Below are 17,406 nucleotides of genomic sequence, written 5' to 3'. Positions count from 1 at the left end.
TGAAGATCGCAGCCATAACGTCTATAATCAGCGCCCCACACAGAGGTAGAACATGACTGTAACGACTTTTTCCGAACTTGAACTCGACGAAAGCCTTCTGGAAGCCCTCCAGAATAAAGGCTTCACACGCCCGACTGCCATCCAGGCGGCAGCCATTCCGCCTGCGTTAGAAGGCCGCGACGTACTCGGTTCAGCGCCGACAGGCACCGGTAAAACAGCGGCGTACCTGCTGCCCGTCTTGCAGCATCTGATTGATTTTCCACGCAAGAAATCCGGCCCACCGCGTATCCTTATTCTGACCCCGACACGTGAGTTAGCCGTTCAGGTTGCGGAGCATGCGCGTGAACTGGCCGCCAATACCCATCTGGATATCGCGACCATCACCGGTGGCGTGGCCTACATGAACCACGCTGAAGTGTTCAGTGAGAACCAGGATATCGTGGTCGCCACCACCGGACGTTTGATGCAGTACATCAAAGAAGAAAACTTTGACTGCCGTGCTGTTGAAACGCTGATTCTGGATGAAGCGGACCGCATGCTGGAGCTGGGCTTCGCGCAGGATATTGAACACATCGCAGGCGAAACCCGCTGGCGCAAACAGACCATGCTGTTTTCTGCGACGCTTGAAGGTGATGCCATTAAGGACTTCGCTGAGCGTCTGCTTGACGATCCGGCTGAGGTCTCTGCCACGCCGTCCACGCGTGAGCGCAAAAAAATTCACCAGTGGTATTATCGTGCCGATAACTACGAGCATAAGCTTGAGTTACTTAAGCACCTGTTAAAACAGGATGATACGACGCGTACCATCGTCTTTGTACGTAAACGTGAGCGTGTGCATGAACTGGCTGAACAACTCCGTGCCGCAGGGATTAACAACTGTTATCTCGAAGGCGAGATGGCACAGATTAAACGTACCGAAGGGATTAAACGCCTGACTGAAGGTCGCGTAAATGTGCTGGTTGCCACCGACGTGGCGGCGCGTGGTATTGATATTCCTGAAGTAAGCCATGTGATTAACTTCGACATGCCGCGCAGTGGAGATGTCTACCTCCACCGTATCGGTCGTACCGGACGTGCAGGCCTGAAAGGCACGGCGATTTCTCTGGTAGAGGCGCATGACTATCTGCTGCTGCAGAAAGTGGGCCGCTATATCGACGAGCCGGTTAAAGCGCGCGTGATTGATGAACTGCGCCCGACGACGCGTCCGCCAAGCGAAAAAATGACGGGTAAGCCGTCGAAGAAAGTACTCGCTAAGCGTGCAGAGAAAAAAGAGAAAGAAAAAGAAAAACCACGCGTGAAGCAACGCCACCGTGATGCTAAGAACATAGGCAAGCGTCGTAAGCCAAGCGGCAGCGAGCCAGCTTCGCAGAAAGAAGAGTAAAAAAAACGCCGGGGTTAACCCGGCGTTTTTTTATCTGCATACTGACAGCGATTAGAGGCTGGCAGTAAAGGTACGGGCAATCACGTCACGCTGCTGCTCTGCAGTCAGTGAGTTGAAACGAACAGCATAGCCAGAAACGCGAATGGTCAGCTGCGGATATTTTTCCGGATGCTTAACGGCGTCTTCCAGTGTTTCGCGACGCAGTACGTTAACGTTCAGATGCTGACCGCCTTCCACACGCACTTCCGGTTTGATTTCCATTGGGATTTCGCGATATTCGATCTCGCCCAGGGCATTAACCTGAACAACTTCATCTTCAGCAAAGCCTGCTTTTGCACATACGCAGCGCGCTTCGCCTTTTTCGCTGTCCAGCAGCCAGAAAGAGTTCAGCAGGTCGTCGTTTGCAGCTTTAGTAATCTGGATACCAGTAATCATGTGTTGCCTCCCTTAAACTACACTATTGGGTGTCGCCCGTTGTTTAGGGCAATTGGTAAAACCATTGTTGCTTGAGTGTATATATATCAGTCAACCCCTCGGCATTCTTTGACTTAAATCAATAAAAACCACACCAGTAAAAGGGTGATAGCGGGAGATTATTGTTTTATATCAATTTTTCCCCAAAGCCAGAATTCAAAAAACGTCGTAATTTTTTAAATATTTTTCAGTAAGATGACCTTTTTCCCCCGGCAATTTTGCGCCCTCGTCATAAGCAGTTAAGCTAGGGACAGAGAAAATTCGCAGGAGAGCGAGATGACAACACCTTTAACCTGGCACGATGTACTGGCCGATGAGAAAAAGCAGCCTTATTTCGTCAACACCCTGAATACGGTAGCCGCTGAACGTGAGTCCGGCACCACCATCTATCCGCCTCAGAAAGACGTCTTTAACGCCTTTCGTTTTACCGAACTGGCCGATGTCAAAGTGGTGATCCTGGGCCAGGATCCTTATCACGGACCGGGTCAGGCGCACGGTCTGGCCTTTTCCGTGCGTCCGGGCGTGGCTACCCCTCCTTCCCTGCTGAATATGTATAAAGAACTGGAAGCCTCGGTCCCCGGCTTTACCCGGCCTGCGCATGGCTATCTGGAAAGCTGGGCGCGTCAGGGCGTACTGTTGCTCAACACCGTGCTGACGGTTCGCGCCGGACAGGCGCATTCACATGCCAGTCTCGGCTGGGAGACGTTTACGGATAAAGTCATCAGCCTGATTAATCAGCATCGGGAGGGGGTAGTGTTTTTACTGTGGGGATCGCACGCGCAGAAGAAAGGGGCGATCATTGATACCCAGCGTCATCATGTCCTGAAAGCACCGCACCCATCACCGCTGTCAGCGCATCGCGGCTTTTTTGGCTGTAATCATTTTGTGCTGGCGAATGAATGGCTGGAGAAACAGGGCGAAACGCCAATTGACTGGATGCCAGAGTTACCGGCTGAAAGTGAGTAGATAAGATATGTAGGCCCGGTAAGCGTAGCGCCACCGGGCATATTGCCGGGTGGCGGCTTCGCCTTACCCGGCCTACAGACAAAGCGGGATTACGCTTTGTTCTGACGCCACCACTCCGCCAGCAGAACGCCGGTCGCAACGGATACATTGAGGCTTTCTACATTGCCGGTGCCATCGATAGAGACGCTCAGATCGGCGCTGGACAGTGCCGCATCGGTCAGACCATCACGCTCCTGACCCAGAACCAACACCATTTTACGCGGCAGCGTCGCTTTAAACAGCGGCGTCGTACCTTTATGGCTGGAGGTGGTCACAATGGCATAGCCTGCTTTACGGAACTGCTCAATCGCTTCCAGTACGCTGTCGCCAGTGATCGGCTGAACGTGCTCCGCACCGCCTTCTGCCGTACGGATTGCCGCACCGGATTCCAGCAGAGCCGCATCCTGCAACAGTACCCCTTTCACGCCGAAATGGGCGCAGCTGCGCATCATCGCGCCGAGGTTGTGCGGGTTGCCTACGTCTTCCAGGGCAAGTACGCAGTCATCTTCATCAGCCTGGCTGACCCACTGCTTAACGGTTGTCCCGTTACGTTTCTTAATCAGGAAGCAGACGCCACCGTGGTGTTCGGTGCCAGACGCTTTAGTGATCTCTGCATCGTCTACAACGTGGTAGGCTTTGCGATTAGCCGCCATCCAGCGCAGCGCTTCTTTGAAACGCGGCGTGACGCTCTGGATAAACCAGGCGCGCACGATGCAGTCCGGACGGCTCTGGAACAGAGCCTGACAGGCATTTTCGCCATAGACGCGGGTCTCTTCCGCGCGCTGACGGCGGATCACTTCCGGATCAATAACCGTTTTACCGGCCATGCTGCCGTGATCGACAGGCGCTTTGGACTCATCGCCTGGCGCGCGGGAAACGGTACGCCATGGGGACGCATCGCGGTTAAAGTCGTCGCGTTTGAAATCATCACGCTTACGGTCGTCACGTTTACGATCGTCGCGTTTGCGGTCATCACCGCGGCTGTTTCTCTCATCGCGGGCGGGGCGACGGCCACCGTCTGCACGAGATGGCCCTGGACGCCCGCCGCCTTTTCCGGTACGCGGATTTTCGGTGCGTTTATCAGAGTCATCATCACTGCGGACATACATCACTTTGACCTTGCCGCTTTTGTTTTTCAGTTCGTCGTTCATGCTTTTCTCCACCAGCGCTGCGCGAAGCGCGCAGATTACCCGATGTACCCGCGCATAGCCATTACTTCGTATAAAAGCCTGTGACTATTGTTCTCATTGAATAAAACGCATTGTCGTTTCAAACAGGGTCGTTGATAATATGTAACATATTGGAAACATAACCGGCATGTTGCCGATTTGTCCCCCCGCTCTACCTGAGGTTAGTTATGAATACCGTATGTGCCAACTGCCAGGCTCTTAACCGCATTCCGGATGATCGAGTTGATGATGGAGCAAAATGCGGACGCTGCGGTCATGAATTGTTCGATGGTGATGTCATTAATGCTACCGGTGCAACTCTGGATAAACTGCTGAAGGACGATCTGCCGGTAGTGGTCGATTTCTGGGCCCCGTGGTGCGGCCCGTGCCGTAACTTCGCGCCAATCTTTGAAGATGTCGCTGAGGAGCGTAGCGGGAAAATGCGTTTCGTAAAAGTGAACACCGAGGCTGAACGTGAGTTAAGCGCCCGCTTCCGCATTCGCAGTATCCCGACCATCATGATTTTCAAGAATGGTGAAGTTGTCGATATGCTGAACGGTGCAGTCCCTAAAGCGCCGTTTGATAGCTGGCTGAACGAATCCCTCTGATATTCCGGGGCACGTAACTTGTGCCCCGCTCTCGCCTCTGCGAGAATGGCGTTTTTTCTGCGCACTCCCCCATGACTGATAACGCCGTACTGCAATTGCGCGCCGAACGCCTGGCGCGTGCGACTCGCCCCTTTCTTGCCCGTGGTAACCGCATTCGTCGCTGTCAGCGTTGCCTGCTGCCGCTTAAGCAATGCCTGTGCGCGACCCTGACCCCCAGCCATGCCGAAAGCCGTTTTTGTCTGGTGATGTTTGATACTGAACCGATGAAGCCCAGCAATACCGGACGGCTGATCGCGGATATTTTACCGGATACTATCGCCTTCCAGTGGTCACGCACTGAGCCGCCACAGGCGCTGCTCGATCTCGTCACCAGCCCCGATTATCAACCGATGGTAGTGTTCCCGGCCTCCTATGCCGGTGATACGCGTCAGGTGCTGACGGCTCCGCCTTCCGGAAAGCCGCCGCTGTTTATCATGCTGGATGGAACCTGGACCGAGGCGCGCAAGATGTTCCGCAAGAGCCCTTACCTGGATGCTTTGCCGGTTATCTCCGTCGATCTGTCGCGCGTTTCAAATTACCGCCTGCGCGAAGCTCATGCGGACGGCCAGTACTGCACCGCCGAAGTGGCAATTGCCCTGCTGGATCTGGCGGGAGATGTGCAGGCGGCGAACGCGCTGGGCGATCACTTCTCTCTTTTCCGTGAACGCTATCTGGCCGGAAAACCCATTCGTACGGGAAGCATCACAGCAGCGGAGCCGGAAAGCGTTTAAAATCATCAGGTCACTCGCCCTTTCAGGAGACTTGTATGAGCCAGCGCGGGTTAGAAGCCTTACTCCGCCCCAAATCCATCGCCGTGATCGGCGCGTCGATGAAACCCGAACGCGCCGGTTACCTGATGATGCGAAACCTGCTCGCAGGCGGTTTTAACGGCCCGATCCTGCCGGTGACGCCCGCGTATAAAGCCGTGCTGGGCGTCCTGGCCTGGCCCGATGTGGACAGCCTGCCCTTTATCCCCGATCTCGCGGTGCTCTGTACCCATGCCCGACGCAATATAACGCTCCTTGAGGCGCTGGGGAAAAAGGGCTGTAAAACCTGCATCATTCTCTCCTCGCCGCCTGAACAGCAGAAAGAGCTGATGGCCTGCGCGGCGCGATACCAGATGCGACTCCTGGGGCCAAACAGCCTTGGCCTGCTGGCCCCCTGGCAGGGGTTGAACGCCAGTTTCTCTCCCGTTCCGATACGTAAAGGCAAGCTGGCCTTTATCTCCCAGTCGGCGGCCGTCTCCAATACCATCCTCGACTGGGCCCAGCAGCGCGAGATGGGATTCTCCTACTTCATCGCCCTGGGCGATGGGCTGGACATTGATGTCGACGAGCTGCTGGATTTCCTGGCGCGCGATACCAAAACCAGCGCCATCCTGCTTTACCTTGAGCATCTTAGCGACGCGCGACGCTTTGTGTCGGCGGCCCGCAGCGCCTCGCGCAATAAACCGATTCTGGTGATCAAAAGCGGACGCAGCCCGGCTGCCCAGCGTCTGCTGCATTCGCATTCGGGGATGGATCCGGCCTGGGATGCGGCCATCCAGCGTGCTGGCTTATTGCGCGTTCAGGATACCCACGAACTCTTTTCCGCTGTCGAAACGCTGAGCCATATGCGTCCGCTCCGGGGAGAGCGGCTGATGATCATCAGCAACGGTGCCGCCCCGGCCGCGCTGGCGCTGGACGAGCTCTGGCTGCGCAACGGGAAGCTGGCCGCGCTCAGCGAAGAGACACTCCAGCGCCTGCGTGAGACGCTTCCGCCCGGCGTAGAGCCGGGTAATCCCCTTGATTTGCGCGATGATGCCAGCAGCGATCGCTATATCAGCGTCCTCAACATCCTGCTGGAAAGCCAGGATTTTGATGCCCTGATGGTCATTCACTCCCCAAGCGCTGCAGCGCCGGGTAGCGAAAGCGCTCGTTCACTGATTGAGGCCGTGAAGAAGCATCCGCGAGGGAAATACGTGTCGCTGCTAACCAACTGGTGCGGTGAGTTTTCTTCGCAGGAGGCGCGGCGCCTGTTCAGCGAGGCGGGATTGCCAACATACCGCACCCCGGAAGGCACCATCACTGCCTTTATGCATATGGTGGAGTACCGGCGTAACCAGAAACAGCTGCGGGAAACACCTGCGCTGCCGGGGAATCTGACGGCTAATACCGGACATGCCCGGGCCCTGCTGCAACGTGCCATTGACGACGGCGCGCGTTCGCTGGATACCCATGAGGTGCAGCCGATCCTCAACGCCTTTGGCATTCATACCCTACCGACCTGGATCGCCAGCGACAGCGCGGAAGCGGTGCATATCGCCGAGCAGATTGGTTATCCGGTGGCGCTGAAACTGCGTTCCCCCGATATCCCGCATAAGTCAGAAGTACAGGGCGTGATGCTGTACCTGCGCACCGCGGCGGAAGTTCAGCAGGCGGCTGATGCGATTATCGATCGCGTTAAAATGACCTGGCCTCAGGCACGGATCCATGGCCTGCTGGTGCAAAGCATGGCCAACCGTGCGGGTGCGCAGGAGCTACGGGTGGTGGTAGAACAGGATCCGGTCTTCGGTCCGCTGATCATGCTGGGTGAAGGAGGCGTGGAGTGGCGCCCTGAAGATCAAGCGGTGGTTGCCTTACCTCCACTGAACATGAACCTCGCCCGTTATCTGGTCATTCAGGCAATCAAAAGCAAGAAGATCCGCGGGCGCAGCGCCTTGCGACCGCTGGATATTGCCGCCCTGAGCCAGTTCCTGGTGCAGGTATCGAACCTGATTGTCGACAGCCCGGAAATCCAGCGCCTGGATATTCATCCTTTACTGGCCTCCGGCAGCGAGCTGACGGCGCTGGATGTGACGATGGATGTGGCAGCCTTTACCGGCGATCGCGAAAGCCGACTGGCGATCCGCCCTTACCCCCATCAGCTTGAGGAGTGGGTGGAGATGAAAAATGGCGAGCAGTCGCTATTTCGTCCCATCCTGCCGGAAGATGAACCGCAGCTGCAGCGCTTTATCGCCCAGGTAACAAAAGAAGATCTGTACTATCGCTACTTTAGTGAAATCAACGAATTTACCCACGAAGATTTAGCCAATATGACGCAGATCGACTACGATCGGGAAATGGCGTTTGTTGCCGTCCGCCGCACTGATGAGGGCGATGAGATCCTTGGCGTGACGCGCGCTATCTCCGATCCCGATAACGTCGATGCAGAATTTGCGGTGCTGGTTCGCTCCGATCTAAAAGGGTTGGGGTTAGGAAGACGGTTACTGGAAAAGCTGATCGGTTATACGCGAGATCACGGACTTATCCGCCTCAACGGCATTACTATGCCCAACAACCGTGGCATGATCGCCCTGGCGCGAAAATTAGGCTTTACCGTTGATATTCAGCTGGAAGACGGCATTGTCGGGTTGACGCTGGCGCTGATGTCGGCAGGTAAACAAGAGTAAGGTACTGGAAATGTTGACCACTTTAAACGGCACTGATGGTATGATTGCCCGCTTCTGTTGTCTGCATAGTCCACATAATCCTTCAATGAACAGAGAAGAAACGCACTGTGATGTTGTCCAAATTTAAGCGTAATAAACATCAACAACACCTTGCTCAACTACCGAAGCTTTCTCAGTCAGTTGATGATGTAGAGTTCTTTTATGCTCCCGCCGATTTTCGGGAGACGCTACTGGAAAAAATTGCCAGCGCAACGCATCGTATTTGCATTATCGCGCTTTATCTTGAACAGGATGAAGGCGGCAGCGCCATTTTACGCGCGGTATACGAGGCCAAACGTCAGCGCCCTGAACTGGATGTCCGCATCCTGGTTGACTGGCATCGCGCCCAGCGCGGCCGTATCGGTGCGGCCGCTTCCAACACCAATGCCGACTGGTATTGCCGCATGGCGCAGGAAAACCCTGGCGTAGACGTGGCGGTTTATGGTGTCCCGGTCAACACCCGTGAAGCGCTCGGTGTACTGCATTTCAAAGGCTTTATCATTGATGACTGCGTGCTGTACAGCGGCGCGAGCCTGAATGACGTCTATCTGCACCAGCTGGATAAATACCGTTACGATCGCTATCACCTGGTACGTAATGCCCGTATGGCGGACGTCATGTTCGGGTGGGTGGATCAGAACCTGGTGCGTGGCCGCGGCGTGAATCGTCTTGACGATCCCCATCGTCCAAAAAGTCCGGAGATCAAAAATGACATTCGCCTTTTCCGTCAGGAACTGCGCGATGCCATGTTCCATTTCCAGGGTGATGCAGACAACGAACAGCTTGCGGTGACTCCGCTGGTAGGCCTGGGAAAATCCAGCCTGCTCAATAAGACCATTTTCCATCTTATGCCGTGTACCGAGCATAAGCTGACCATCTGTACGCCATACTTCAACCTGCCGGCTGTGCTGGTGCGTAATATCATTCAGCTCTTACGCGACGGCAAAAAGGTAGAGATTATCGTGGGCGATAAAACCGCGAACGATTTCTTCATTCCGGAAGATCAGCCGTTTAAGATCATCGGTGCCCTGCCTTATCTGTATGAGATCAATCTGCGCCGCTTCCTGAGCCGCCTGCAGTATTATGTGAATACCGATCAGCTGGTGGTACGTCTCTGGAAAGATGAAGACAACAGCTATCACCTGAAAGGGATGTGGGTTGATGATGAGTGGATGCTGCTGACGGGGAATAACCTCAACCCGCGCGCATGGCGACTGGATCTTGAGAATGCCATTCTGATCCACGACCCGCGTCATGAACTGGCCGCTCAACGCGAGCGTGAGCTGGAGCTGATCCGCACCCACACCACGGTGGTGAATCATTATCGCGATCTGCAAAGCATCGCTGATTACCCGGTTAAGGTCAGAAAGCTGATCCGCCGTCTGCGCAGGATCCGAATCGATCGCTTAATCAGCCGCATCTTGTAATCTTCAGCCCTGTCATTGACGGGGCTTTTTTATGGAGGTCGTTGTGCGTTATTTCCTGTTAATGAGCTGCCTGGTACTGTCCGGCTGCAGCCATATGGCTCAGGATAGCTGGTCGGGTCAGGATAAGGCGCAACACTTTTTAGCATCGGCGATGCTGTCAGCCGCGGGTAATGAATATGCCCAACGCCAGGGTGTTAGCCACGATCGTAGCGCTGCGTACGGCCTGATGTTTTCGGTAAGTCTGGGAGCATCGAAAGAGCTGTGGGACAGCCGCCCGGCGGGGAGCGGCTGGAGCTGGAAAGATTTTGCGTGGGATATCGCCGGGGCCACTGCTGGCTATAGCCTGTGGCAACTGGCGGAGCACTAAAGACGGATCCCCTTCCCTTTTCGGTGCAGCATTAAAGAGACGACAAACGCCAGCGCGCCCATCAGCGTGACGTACCAGAAGAAGGTCGTTTCACTGCCTACCGACTTCAGTGACAGCGCGACATATTCCGCCGAACCGCCAAACAGCGCATTCGCCACCGCATAAGACAACCCAACTCCCAGGGCACGCACCTGAGCGGGGAACATCTCTGCTTTAAGGATACCGCTGATCGAGGTGTAAAAACTGGCTATGATCAGCGCGACCATTACCAGGGCGAACGCGGCATAAGGGGAAGAAACATGCTGAAGCGCCGTGAGAATAGGTACTGTGCATAACGCCGACAAGCCGCCAAAGATCAGCATTGAATTCCGGCGGCCGATTTTATCCGATAGCGCGCCGATAACAGGCTGTATGAGCATAAAGACAAATAGCGCCCCCGTCATGACCATACTCGCCACGTTAGCGTGCATGCCCGTGGTATTAACCAGATACTTCTGCATATAGGTTGTGAAGGTATAGAAGGTGAGCGAGCCGCCTGCGGTAAAGCCAAGCACCATCAAAAATGCTTTCCGGTTACGCCATAAGCCTTTGAATGAACCCGCCTCTTTTAACGCTCTCACCTCTTTTCGTGATGTTTCTTCCAGCTGACGGCGTAACCATAACGCCACAACGGCAAGTACTGCGCCGAGCGCAAAAGGAATACGCCATCCCCATGCCCGGAGATCTTCATCACTTAACACCTGCTGCAGGATCACCACGGCCAGGAGCGCCAACAGCTGACCGCCAATCAGCGTTACATACTGAAAAGAGGCATAAAAACCTTTACGCCCTTCCACTGCGACTTCACTCATATAAGTCGCGCTTGTGCCATATTCTCCCCCGACGGAAAGACCCTGGAACAATCGCGCCAGTAACAGTAAGGCCGGTGCCCATGTGCCAATCACGTCATAGCCGGGCAAACAGGCGATAACTAAAGAGCCGAAACACATCATGCAGACGGAGATCAGCATGGACGTTTTACGCCCTTTACGATCGGCAATACGACCAAACAACCAGCCGCCAATTGGGCGCATTAAAAAGCCGGCGGCGAAGACGCCTGCCGTTTGCAGCAGCTGGGTCGTGGTATTGCCAGATGGGAAGAAGATATGGGCAAAGTAGAGTGAGCAAAACGAGTAAACGTAAAAGTCGAACCATTCAACCAGATTGCCTGAAGATGCACCGACGATTGCCCAGATCCTACGGCGAGTGTCGCCCTCTGTTGCTTTTTTACTATCCGTATCTGTACTTGCTACGGTTTCTGTCATTTTAAATCCCCTGTCTTACATTGCGGGCCATTGCACCCATTCCAGTAAAACCAGATTTAAAATTTAACGTTAGGTAAAAAAATTGTTTCTATTATGTTTCATTTAATTTTGTGAGACATATCATAAAATGGGGGCTGCTAGGGAAGCCATTTTCATCCCCATTTTTTTTGATGCGCTTGTTTTCTTTGCAAATAATCTTCATCGGCGCGAATTTTATCCCACCATCCTTTGAAAACTTTTGCCGCTTCGGCTTTAACGGGATCATGATCTAACGGACGAACATTGCGTTCATCATCGTACTTTTTCCCGCCTTTATGGTTGGCGTAGCGTCTGGCGCGGGTAAAACCCATCTGAATAAATTTTCTGGCCATGTCCATACCAACGAAATCGTCTTGCTGGCGGTATTGCTCAAATAACGCGTAAATCTCCTGCGCAGATTTTGTCGCAACCTCAGCATTCTTGTATCGCCAGTAAGGCAGGATTTCACTTTTGTAAGGTTCAACCAGCAGAACACCTTGCTCTCCCCGCCCCACCTGGTAAAGCTCAGGGTGATCACGAAAGTTGGTGTTGGCGAAATCCTGTTCATAGTTAAAGGGTGGGTTCGGCAAAATAACCTCGCTGATGATGCGTATCTTGTTATTTTAGCCAGAGATTGTGAAGTTTGCCCGGTTCGGGAAATGCAAAAAACCCCGCACCTTCCGGTACGGGGTTTCTTTAATTGATGCCTGGCAGTTCCCTACTCTCGCATGGGGAGACCCCACACTACCATCGGCGCTACGGCGTTTCACTTCTGAGTTCGGCATGGGGTCAGGTGGGACCACCGCGCTACAGCCGCCAGGCAAATTCTGTTGTTCACCCCGCCCTCAGGCGTGATGAGTAATCTGTAATCAGCTGAAAATCGTCTTCAAATCCGCCGAAACAGCTTCGGCGTTGTAAGGTTAAGCCTCACGGTTCATTAGTATCGGTTAGCTCAACGCATCGCTGCGCTTACACACCCGACCTATCAACGTCGTCGTCTTCAACGTTCCTTCAGGACCCTTAAAGGGTCAGGGAGAACTCATCTCGGGGCAAGTTTCGTGCTTAGATGCTTTCAGCACTTATCTTTTCCGCATTTAGCTACCGGGCAGTGCCATTGGCATGACAACCCGAACACCAGTGATGCGTCCACTCCGGTCCTCTCGTACTAGGAGCAGCCCCCCTCAATTCTCCAGCGCCCACGGCAGATAGGGACCGAACTGTCTCACGACGTTCTAAACCCAGCTCGCGTACCACTTTAAACGGCGAACAGCCGTACCCTTGGGACCTACTTCAGCCCCAGGATGTGATGAGCCGACATCGAGGTGCCAAACACCGCCGTCGATATGAACTCTTGGGCGGTATCAGCCTGTTATCCCCGGAGTACCTTTTATCCGTTGAGCGATGGCCCTTCCATACAGAACCACCGGATCACTATGACCTGCTTTCGCACCTGCTCGAGCCGTCACTCTCGCAGTCAAGCTAGCTTATGCCATTGCACTAACCTCCTGATGTCCGACCAGGATTAGCTAACCTTCGTGCTCCTCCGTTACTCTTTAGGAGGAGACCGCCCCAGTCAAACTACCCACCAGACACTGTCCGCAACCCGGATTACGGGTCCACGTTAGAACACCAGCCATTAAAGGGTGGTATTTCAAGGTTGGCTCCACGCAGACTGGCGTCCACGCTTCAAAGCCTCCCACCTATCCTACACATCAAGGACCAGTGTTCAGTGTCAAGCTATAGTAAAGGTTCACGGGGTCTTTCCGTCTTGCCGCGGGTACACTGCATCTTCACAGCGATTTCAATTTCACTGAGTCTCGGGTGGAGACAGCCTGGCCATCATTACGCCATTCGTGCAGGTCGGAACTTACCCGACAAGGAATTTCGCTACCTTAGGACCGTTATAGTTACGGCCGCCGTTTACCGGGGCTTCGATCAAGAGCTTCGCGTTGCCGCTAACCCCATCAATTAACCTTCCGGCACCGGGCAGGCGTCACACCGTATACGTCCACTTTCGTGTTTGCACAGTGCTGTGTTTTTAATAAACAGTTGCAGCCAGCTGGTATCTTCGACTGATTTCAGCTCCACGAGCAAGTCGCTTCACTTACCATCAGCGTGCCTTCTCCCGAAGTTACGGCACCATTTTGCCTAGTTCCTTCACCCGAGTTCTCTCAAGCGCCTTGGTATTCTCTACCTGACCACCTGTGTCGGTTTGGGGTACGATTTGATGTTACCTGATGCTTAGAGGCTTTTCCTGGAAGCAGGGCATTTGTTGCTTCAGCACCGTAGTGCCTCGTCATCACACCTCAGCGTTAGTAAGGTTCCGGATTTACCTGGAACCTCCGCCTACATGCTTAAACCGGGACAACCGTCGCCCGGCCAACATAGCCTTCTCCGTCCCCCCTTCGCAGTAACACCGAGTACAGGAATATTAACCTGTTTCCCATCGACTACGCCTTTCGGCCTCGCCTTAGGGGTCGACTCACCCTGCCCCGATTAACGTTGGACAGGAACCCTTGGTCTTCCGGCGAGCGGGTTTTTCACCCGCTTTATCGTTACTTATGTCAGCATTCGCACTTCTGATACCTCCAGCAGACCTCACAGTCCACCTTCGACGGCTTACAGAACGCTCCCCTACCCAACAACACATAGTGTCGCTGCCGCAGCTTCGGTGCATGGTTTAGCCCCGTTACATCTTCCGCGCAGGCCGACTCGACCAGTGAGCTATTACGCTTTCTTTAAATGATGGCTGCTTCTAAGCCAACATCCTGGCTGTCTGTGCCTTCCCACATCGTTTCCCACTTAACCATGACTTTGGGACCTTAGCTGGCGGTCTGGGTTGTTTCCCTCTTCACGACGGACGTTAGCACCCGCCGTGTGTCTCCCGTGATAACATTCTCCGGTATTCGCAGTTTGCATCGGGTTGGTAAGCCGGGATGGCCCCCTAGCCGAAACAGTGCTCTACCCCCGGAGATGAGTTCACGAGGCGCTACCTAAATAGCTTTCGGGGAGAACCAGCTATCTCCCGGTTTGATTGGCCTTTCACCCCCAGCCACAAGTCATCCGCTAATTTTTCAACATTAGTCGGTTCGGTCCTCCAGTTAGTGTTACCCAACCTTCAACCTGCCCATGGCTAGATCACCGGGTTTCGGGTCTATACCCTGCAACTTAACGCCCAGTTAAGACTCGGTTTCCCTTCGGCTCCCCTATACGGTTAACCTTGCTACAGAATATAAGTCGCTGACCCATTATACAAAAGGTACGCAGTCACACCACGAAGGTGCTCCCACTGCTTGTACGTACACGGTTTCAGGTTCTTTTTCACTCCCCTCGCCGGGGTTCTTTTCGCCTTTCCCTCACGGTACTGGTTCACTATCGGTCAGTCAGGAGTATTTAGCCTTGGAGGATGGTCCCCCCATATTCAGACAGGATACCACGTGTCCCGCCCTACTCTTCGAGTTCACAGCAGGTGTATCTTCGTGTACGGGAGTATCACCCTGTACCCTGCGACTTTCCAGACGCTTCCACTGACACACATGCTGATTCAGACTCTGGGCTGCTCCCCGTTCGCTCGCCGCTACTGGGGGAATCTCGGTTGATTTCTTTTCCTCAGGGTACTTAGATGTTTCAGTTCCCCTGGTTCGCTTCGTTAAGCTATGTATTCACTTAACGATAGTGCAACGGATTGCACTGGGTTTCCCCATTCGGAAATCGTCGGTTATAACGGTTCATATCACCTTACCGACGCTTATCGCAGATTAGCACGTCCTTCATCGCCTCTGACTGCCTAGGCATCCACCGTGTACGCTTAGTCGCTTAACCTCACAACCCGAAGATGTCTCTTTCGATTCATCATCGTTTTGCGAAAATTTGAGAGACTCGAACACACCTACCATCTGCTCTTATTACGGAGAGCAGACACAGTGTGTCGTTTCAATTTTCAGCTTGATCCAGATTTTTAAAGAGCAAATATTTCAAACATGACTTAACAGTCAGTTTTGAGATACTGATTGGTTGTGCCTTTCACTCACACCCAGCAAGTGGCGTCCCCTAGGGGATTCGAACCCCTGTTGCCGCCGTGAAAGGGCGGAGTCCTAACCGCTAGACGAAGGGGACACGATGTGTCGCGACTTCGCAGCCGTCTTGCTCGTTACTTTTCATCAGACAATCTGTGTGAGCACTGCAAAGGCAGGTTCTTTAAGGTAAGGAGGTGATCCAACCGCAGGTTCCCCTACGGTTACCTTGTTACGACTTCACCCCAGTCATGAATCACAAAGTGGTAAGCGCCCTCCCGAAGGTTAAGCTACCTACTTCTTTTGCAACCCACTCCCATGGTGTGACGGGCGGTGTGTACAAGGCCCGGGAACGTATTCACCGTAGCATTCTGATCTACGATTACTAGCGATTCCGACTTCATGGAGTCGAGTTGCAGACTCCAATCCGGACTACGACGCACTTTATGAGGTCCGCTTGCTCTCGCGAGGTCGCTTCTCTTTGTATGCGCCATTGTAGCACGTGTGTAGCCCTACTCGTAAGGGCCATGATGACTTGACGTCATCCCCACCTTCCTCCAGTTTATCACTGGCAGTCTCCTTTGAGTTCCCGGCCTAACCGCTGGCAACAAAGGATAAGGGTTGCGCTCGTTGCGGGACTTAACCCAACATTTCACAACACGAGCTGACGACAGCCATGCAGCACCTGTCTCAGAGTTCCCGAAGGCACCAAAGCATCTCTGCTAAGTTCTCTGGATGTCAAGAGTAGGTAAGGTTCTTCGCGTTGCATCGAATTAAACCACATGCTCCACCGCTTGTGCGGGCCCCCGTCAATTCATTTGAGTTTTAACCTTGCGGCCGTACTCCCCAGGCGGTCGACTTAACGCGTTAGCTCCGGAAGCCACTCCTCAAGGGAACAACCTCCAAGTCGACATCGTTTACGGCGTGGACTACCAGGGTATCTAATCCTGTTTGCTCCCCACGCTTTCGCACCTGAGCGTCAGTCTTTGTCCAGGGGGCCGCCTTCGCCACCGGTATTCCTCCAGATCTCTACGCATTTCACCGCTACACCTGGAATTCTACCCCCCTCTACAAGACTCTAGCCTGCCAGTTTCGAATGCAGTTCCCAGGTTGAGCCCGGGGATTTCACATCCGACTTGACAGACCGCCTGCGTGCGCTTTACGCCCAGTAATTCCGATTAACGCTTGCACCCTCCGTATTACCGCGGCTGCTGGCACGGAGTTAGCCGGTGCTTCTTCTGCGAGTAACGTCAATCGATGAGGTTATTAACCTCACCGCCTTCCTCCTCGCTGAAAGTACTTTACAACCCGAAGGCCTTCTTCATACACGCGGCATGGCTGCATCAGGCTTGCGCCCATTGTGCAATATTCCCCACTGCTGCCTCCCGTAGGAGTCTGGACCGTGTCTCAGTTCCAGTGTGGCTGGTCATCCTCTCAGACCAGCTAGGGATCGTCGCCTAGGTGAGCCATTACCCCACCTACTAGCTAATCCCATCTGGGCACATCTGATGGCAAGAGGCCCGAAGGTCCCCCTCTTTGGTCTTGCGACGTTATGCGGTATTAGCTACCGTTTCCAGTAGTTATCCCCCTCCATCAGGCAGTTTCCCAGACATTACTCACCCGTCCGCCACTCGTCACCCGAGAGCAAGCTCTCTGTGCTACCGTTCGACTTGCATGTGTTAGGCCTGCCGCCAGCGTTCAATCTGAGCCATGATCAAACTCTTCAATTTAAGTTTGATGCTCGTGAATTAAACTTCGTAATGAATTACGTATGTTCACTCAGAGACTTTGGTATTCATTTATCGTCTTGCGACGTTAAGAATCCATGTCACTTTGAGTGCCCACACAGATTGTCTGATAAATTGTTAAAGAGCAGTGCAACGCGGCTTTCGCTCACCGTTGCGAGGTCCCGTATAATACGTTTTCCCCTTTCAGAGTCAAGCGATAATTTCACGCTTTTCTCTGCTGACCCGGCGGCTTGTTTGCCGTTATTCCGTGTCAGTGGAGGCGCATTATAGGCAGTTCTTCTGGGGTGGCAAGTATAAAGTGAAAATTATTTTCTGACCGCTCACTTTCCAGGCAATTTTGCATCAAGACACCTATTCTTGCCTGGTTTTCAAACAAAAACGAGC

At 53.7% G+C, this 17,406-nt stretch carries 11 protein-coding genes, 1 tRNA gene and 3 rRNA genes; 7 read left to right on the top strand and 8 right to left on the bottom strand.

Annotated features, from left to right (window positions below; all coding sequences use genetic code 11):
• Positions 1-52: 52 nt before the first annotated feature.
• Positions 53-1,381 carry an ATP-dependent RNA helicase SrmB gene (gene srmB, locus LG383_RS02645; RefSeq protein WP_166183404.1) on the top strand — a complete coding sequence of 443 codons (1,329 nt, stop codon included), beginning with the start codon at positions 53-55 and terminating at the stop codon, positions 1,379-1,381.
• Positions 1,382-1,432: 51 nt separating this feature from the next.
• On the opposite strand, the gene grcA is transcribed toward srmB, so the two are convergent.
• Positions 1,433-1,816, bottom strand: coding sequence for an autonomous glycyl radical cofactor GrcA (gene grcA, locus LG383_RS02640; RefSeq protein WP_039029771.1), 384 nt, complete (start codon positions 1,814-1,816; stop codon positions 1,433-1,435).
• Between the two features lie 315 nt (positions 1,817-2,131).
• Between grcA and ung the strand changes: the two genes are divergently transcribed.
• Complete coding sequence (ung, locus tag LG383_RS02635; RefSeq protein ID WP_166183406.1) at positions 2,132-2,821, top strand: uracil-DNA glycosylase; 690 nt, start codon at positions 2,132-2,134, stop codon at positions 2,819-2,821.
• A gap of 89 nt (positions 2,822-2,910) precedes the next feature.
• Here the strand turns inward: ung and LG383_RS02630 are convergent, their stop codons facing one another.
• The gene (locus LG383_RS02630; RefSeq protein WP_106994552.1) at positions 2,911-4,011 is read right to left on the bottom strand and encodes a tRNA/rRNA methyltransferase; all 1,101 of its coding nucleotides are present in this window, start codon (positions 4,009-4,011) and stop codon (positions 2,911-2,913) included.
• A 206-nt stretch (positions 4,012-4,217) separates the two neighbouring features.
• Between LG383_RS02630 and trxC the strand changes: the two genes are divergently transcribed.
• The 5 genes from trxC (at position 4,218) to LG383_RS02600 (ending at position 9,939) form a co-directional block, all read left to right on the top strand.
• On the top strand, positions 4,218-4,637 hold the full coding sequence (trxC, locus tag LG383_RS02625; RefSeq protein WP_106994551.1) for a thioredoxin TrxC: 420 nt from the start codon (positions 4,218-4,220) through the stop codon (positions 4,635-4,637).
• 71 nt (positions 4,638-4,708) lie between these two features.
• Positions 4,709-5,407: a tRNA-uridine aminocarboxypropyltransferase gene (locus tag LG383_RS02620; protein ID WP_106994550.1), complete on the top strand. Its 699-nt coding sequence runs from the start codon at positions 4,709-4,711 to the stop codon at positions 5,405-5,407.
• 35 nt (positions 5,408-5,442) lie between these two features.
• Complete coding sequence (gene pat / locus LG383_RS02615; protein ID WP_225758266.1) at positions 5,443-8,106, top strand: protein lysine acetyltransferase; 2,664 nt, start codon at positions 5,443-5,445, stop codon at positions 8,104-8,106.
• A gap of 110 nt (positions 8,107-8,216) precedes the next feature.
• Positions 8,217-9,572: a CDP-diacylglycerol--serine O-phosphatidyltransferase gene (gene pssA / locus LG383_RS02605; protein ID WP_106994548.1), complete on the top strand. Its 1,356-nt coding sequence runs from the start codon at positions 8,217-8,219 to the stop codon at positions 9,570-9,572.
• 31 nt (positions 9,573-9,603) lie between these two features.
• On the top strand, positions 9,604-9,939 hold the full coding sequence (locus tag LG383_RS02600; RefSeq protein WP_370635117.1) for a YfiM family lipoprotein: 336 nt from the start codon (positions 9,604-9,606) through the stop codon (positions 9,937-9,939).
• On the opposite strand, the gene LG383_RS02595 is transcribed toward LG383_RS02600, so the two are convergent.
• From LG383_RS02595 to LG383_RS02570, 6 genes are all read right to left on the bottom strand, one after another.
• Positions 9,936-11,243, bottom strand: coding sequence for an MFS transporter (locus tag LG383_RS02595; RefSeq protein WP_225758265.1), 1,308 nt, complete (start codon positions 11,241-11,243; stop codon positions 9,936-9,938). The genes LG383_RS02600 and LG383_RS02595 overlap by 4 nt on opposite strands.
• A gap of 152 nt (positions 11,244-11,395) precedes the next feature.
• Positions 11,396-11,851 (bottom strand): DUF4385 domain-containing protein, encoded by a 456-nt coding sequence (locus tag LG383_RS02590; RefSeq protein WP_225758264.1) that lies wholly within the window; start codon positions 11,849-11,851, stop codon positions 11,396-11,398.
• 115 nt (positions 11,852-11,966) lie between these two features.
• Positions 11,967-12,082, bottom strand: a 5S ribosomal RNA gene (rrf, locus tag LG383_RS02585).
• A 95-nt stretch (positions 12,083-12,177) separates the two neighbouring features.
• A 23S ribosomal RNA gene (locus LG383_RS02580) occupies positions 12,178-15,083 on the bottom strand.
• Between the two features lie 219 nt (positions 15,084-15,302).
• A tRNA-Glu gene (locus LG383_RS02575) sits at positions 15,303-15,377 on the bottom strand.
• A gap of 87 nt (positions 15,378-15,464) precedes the next feature.
• Positions 15,465-17,004, bottom strand: a 16S ribosomal RNA gene (locus tag LG383_RS02570).
• The 16S, 23S and 5S rRNA genes sit together here with 1 tRNA gene alongside, the layout of an rRNA operon.
• Positions 17,005-17,406: the final 402 nt, after the last annotated feature.

It is taken from the genome of Leclercia sp. Marseille-Q4284 (genome assembly GCF_916618945.1).
Taxonomy (GTDB): Bacteria; Pseudomonadota; Gammaproteobacteria; order Enterobacterales; family Enterobacteriaceae; genus Enterobacter; species Enterobacter tamurae.
The sequence above is the reverse complement of the archived record's forward strand: the minus strand, read 5'-3'. Positions and strand labels throughout refer to the sequence as shown.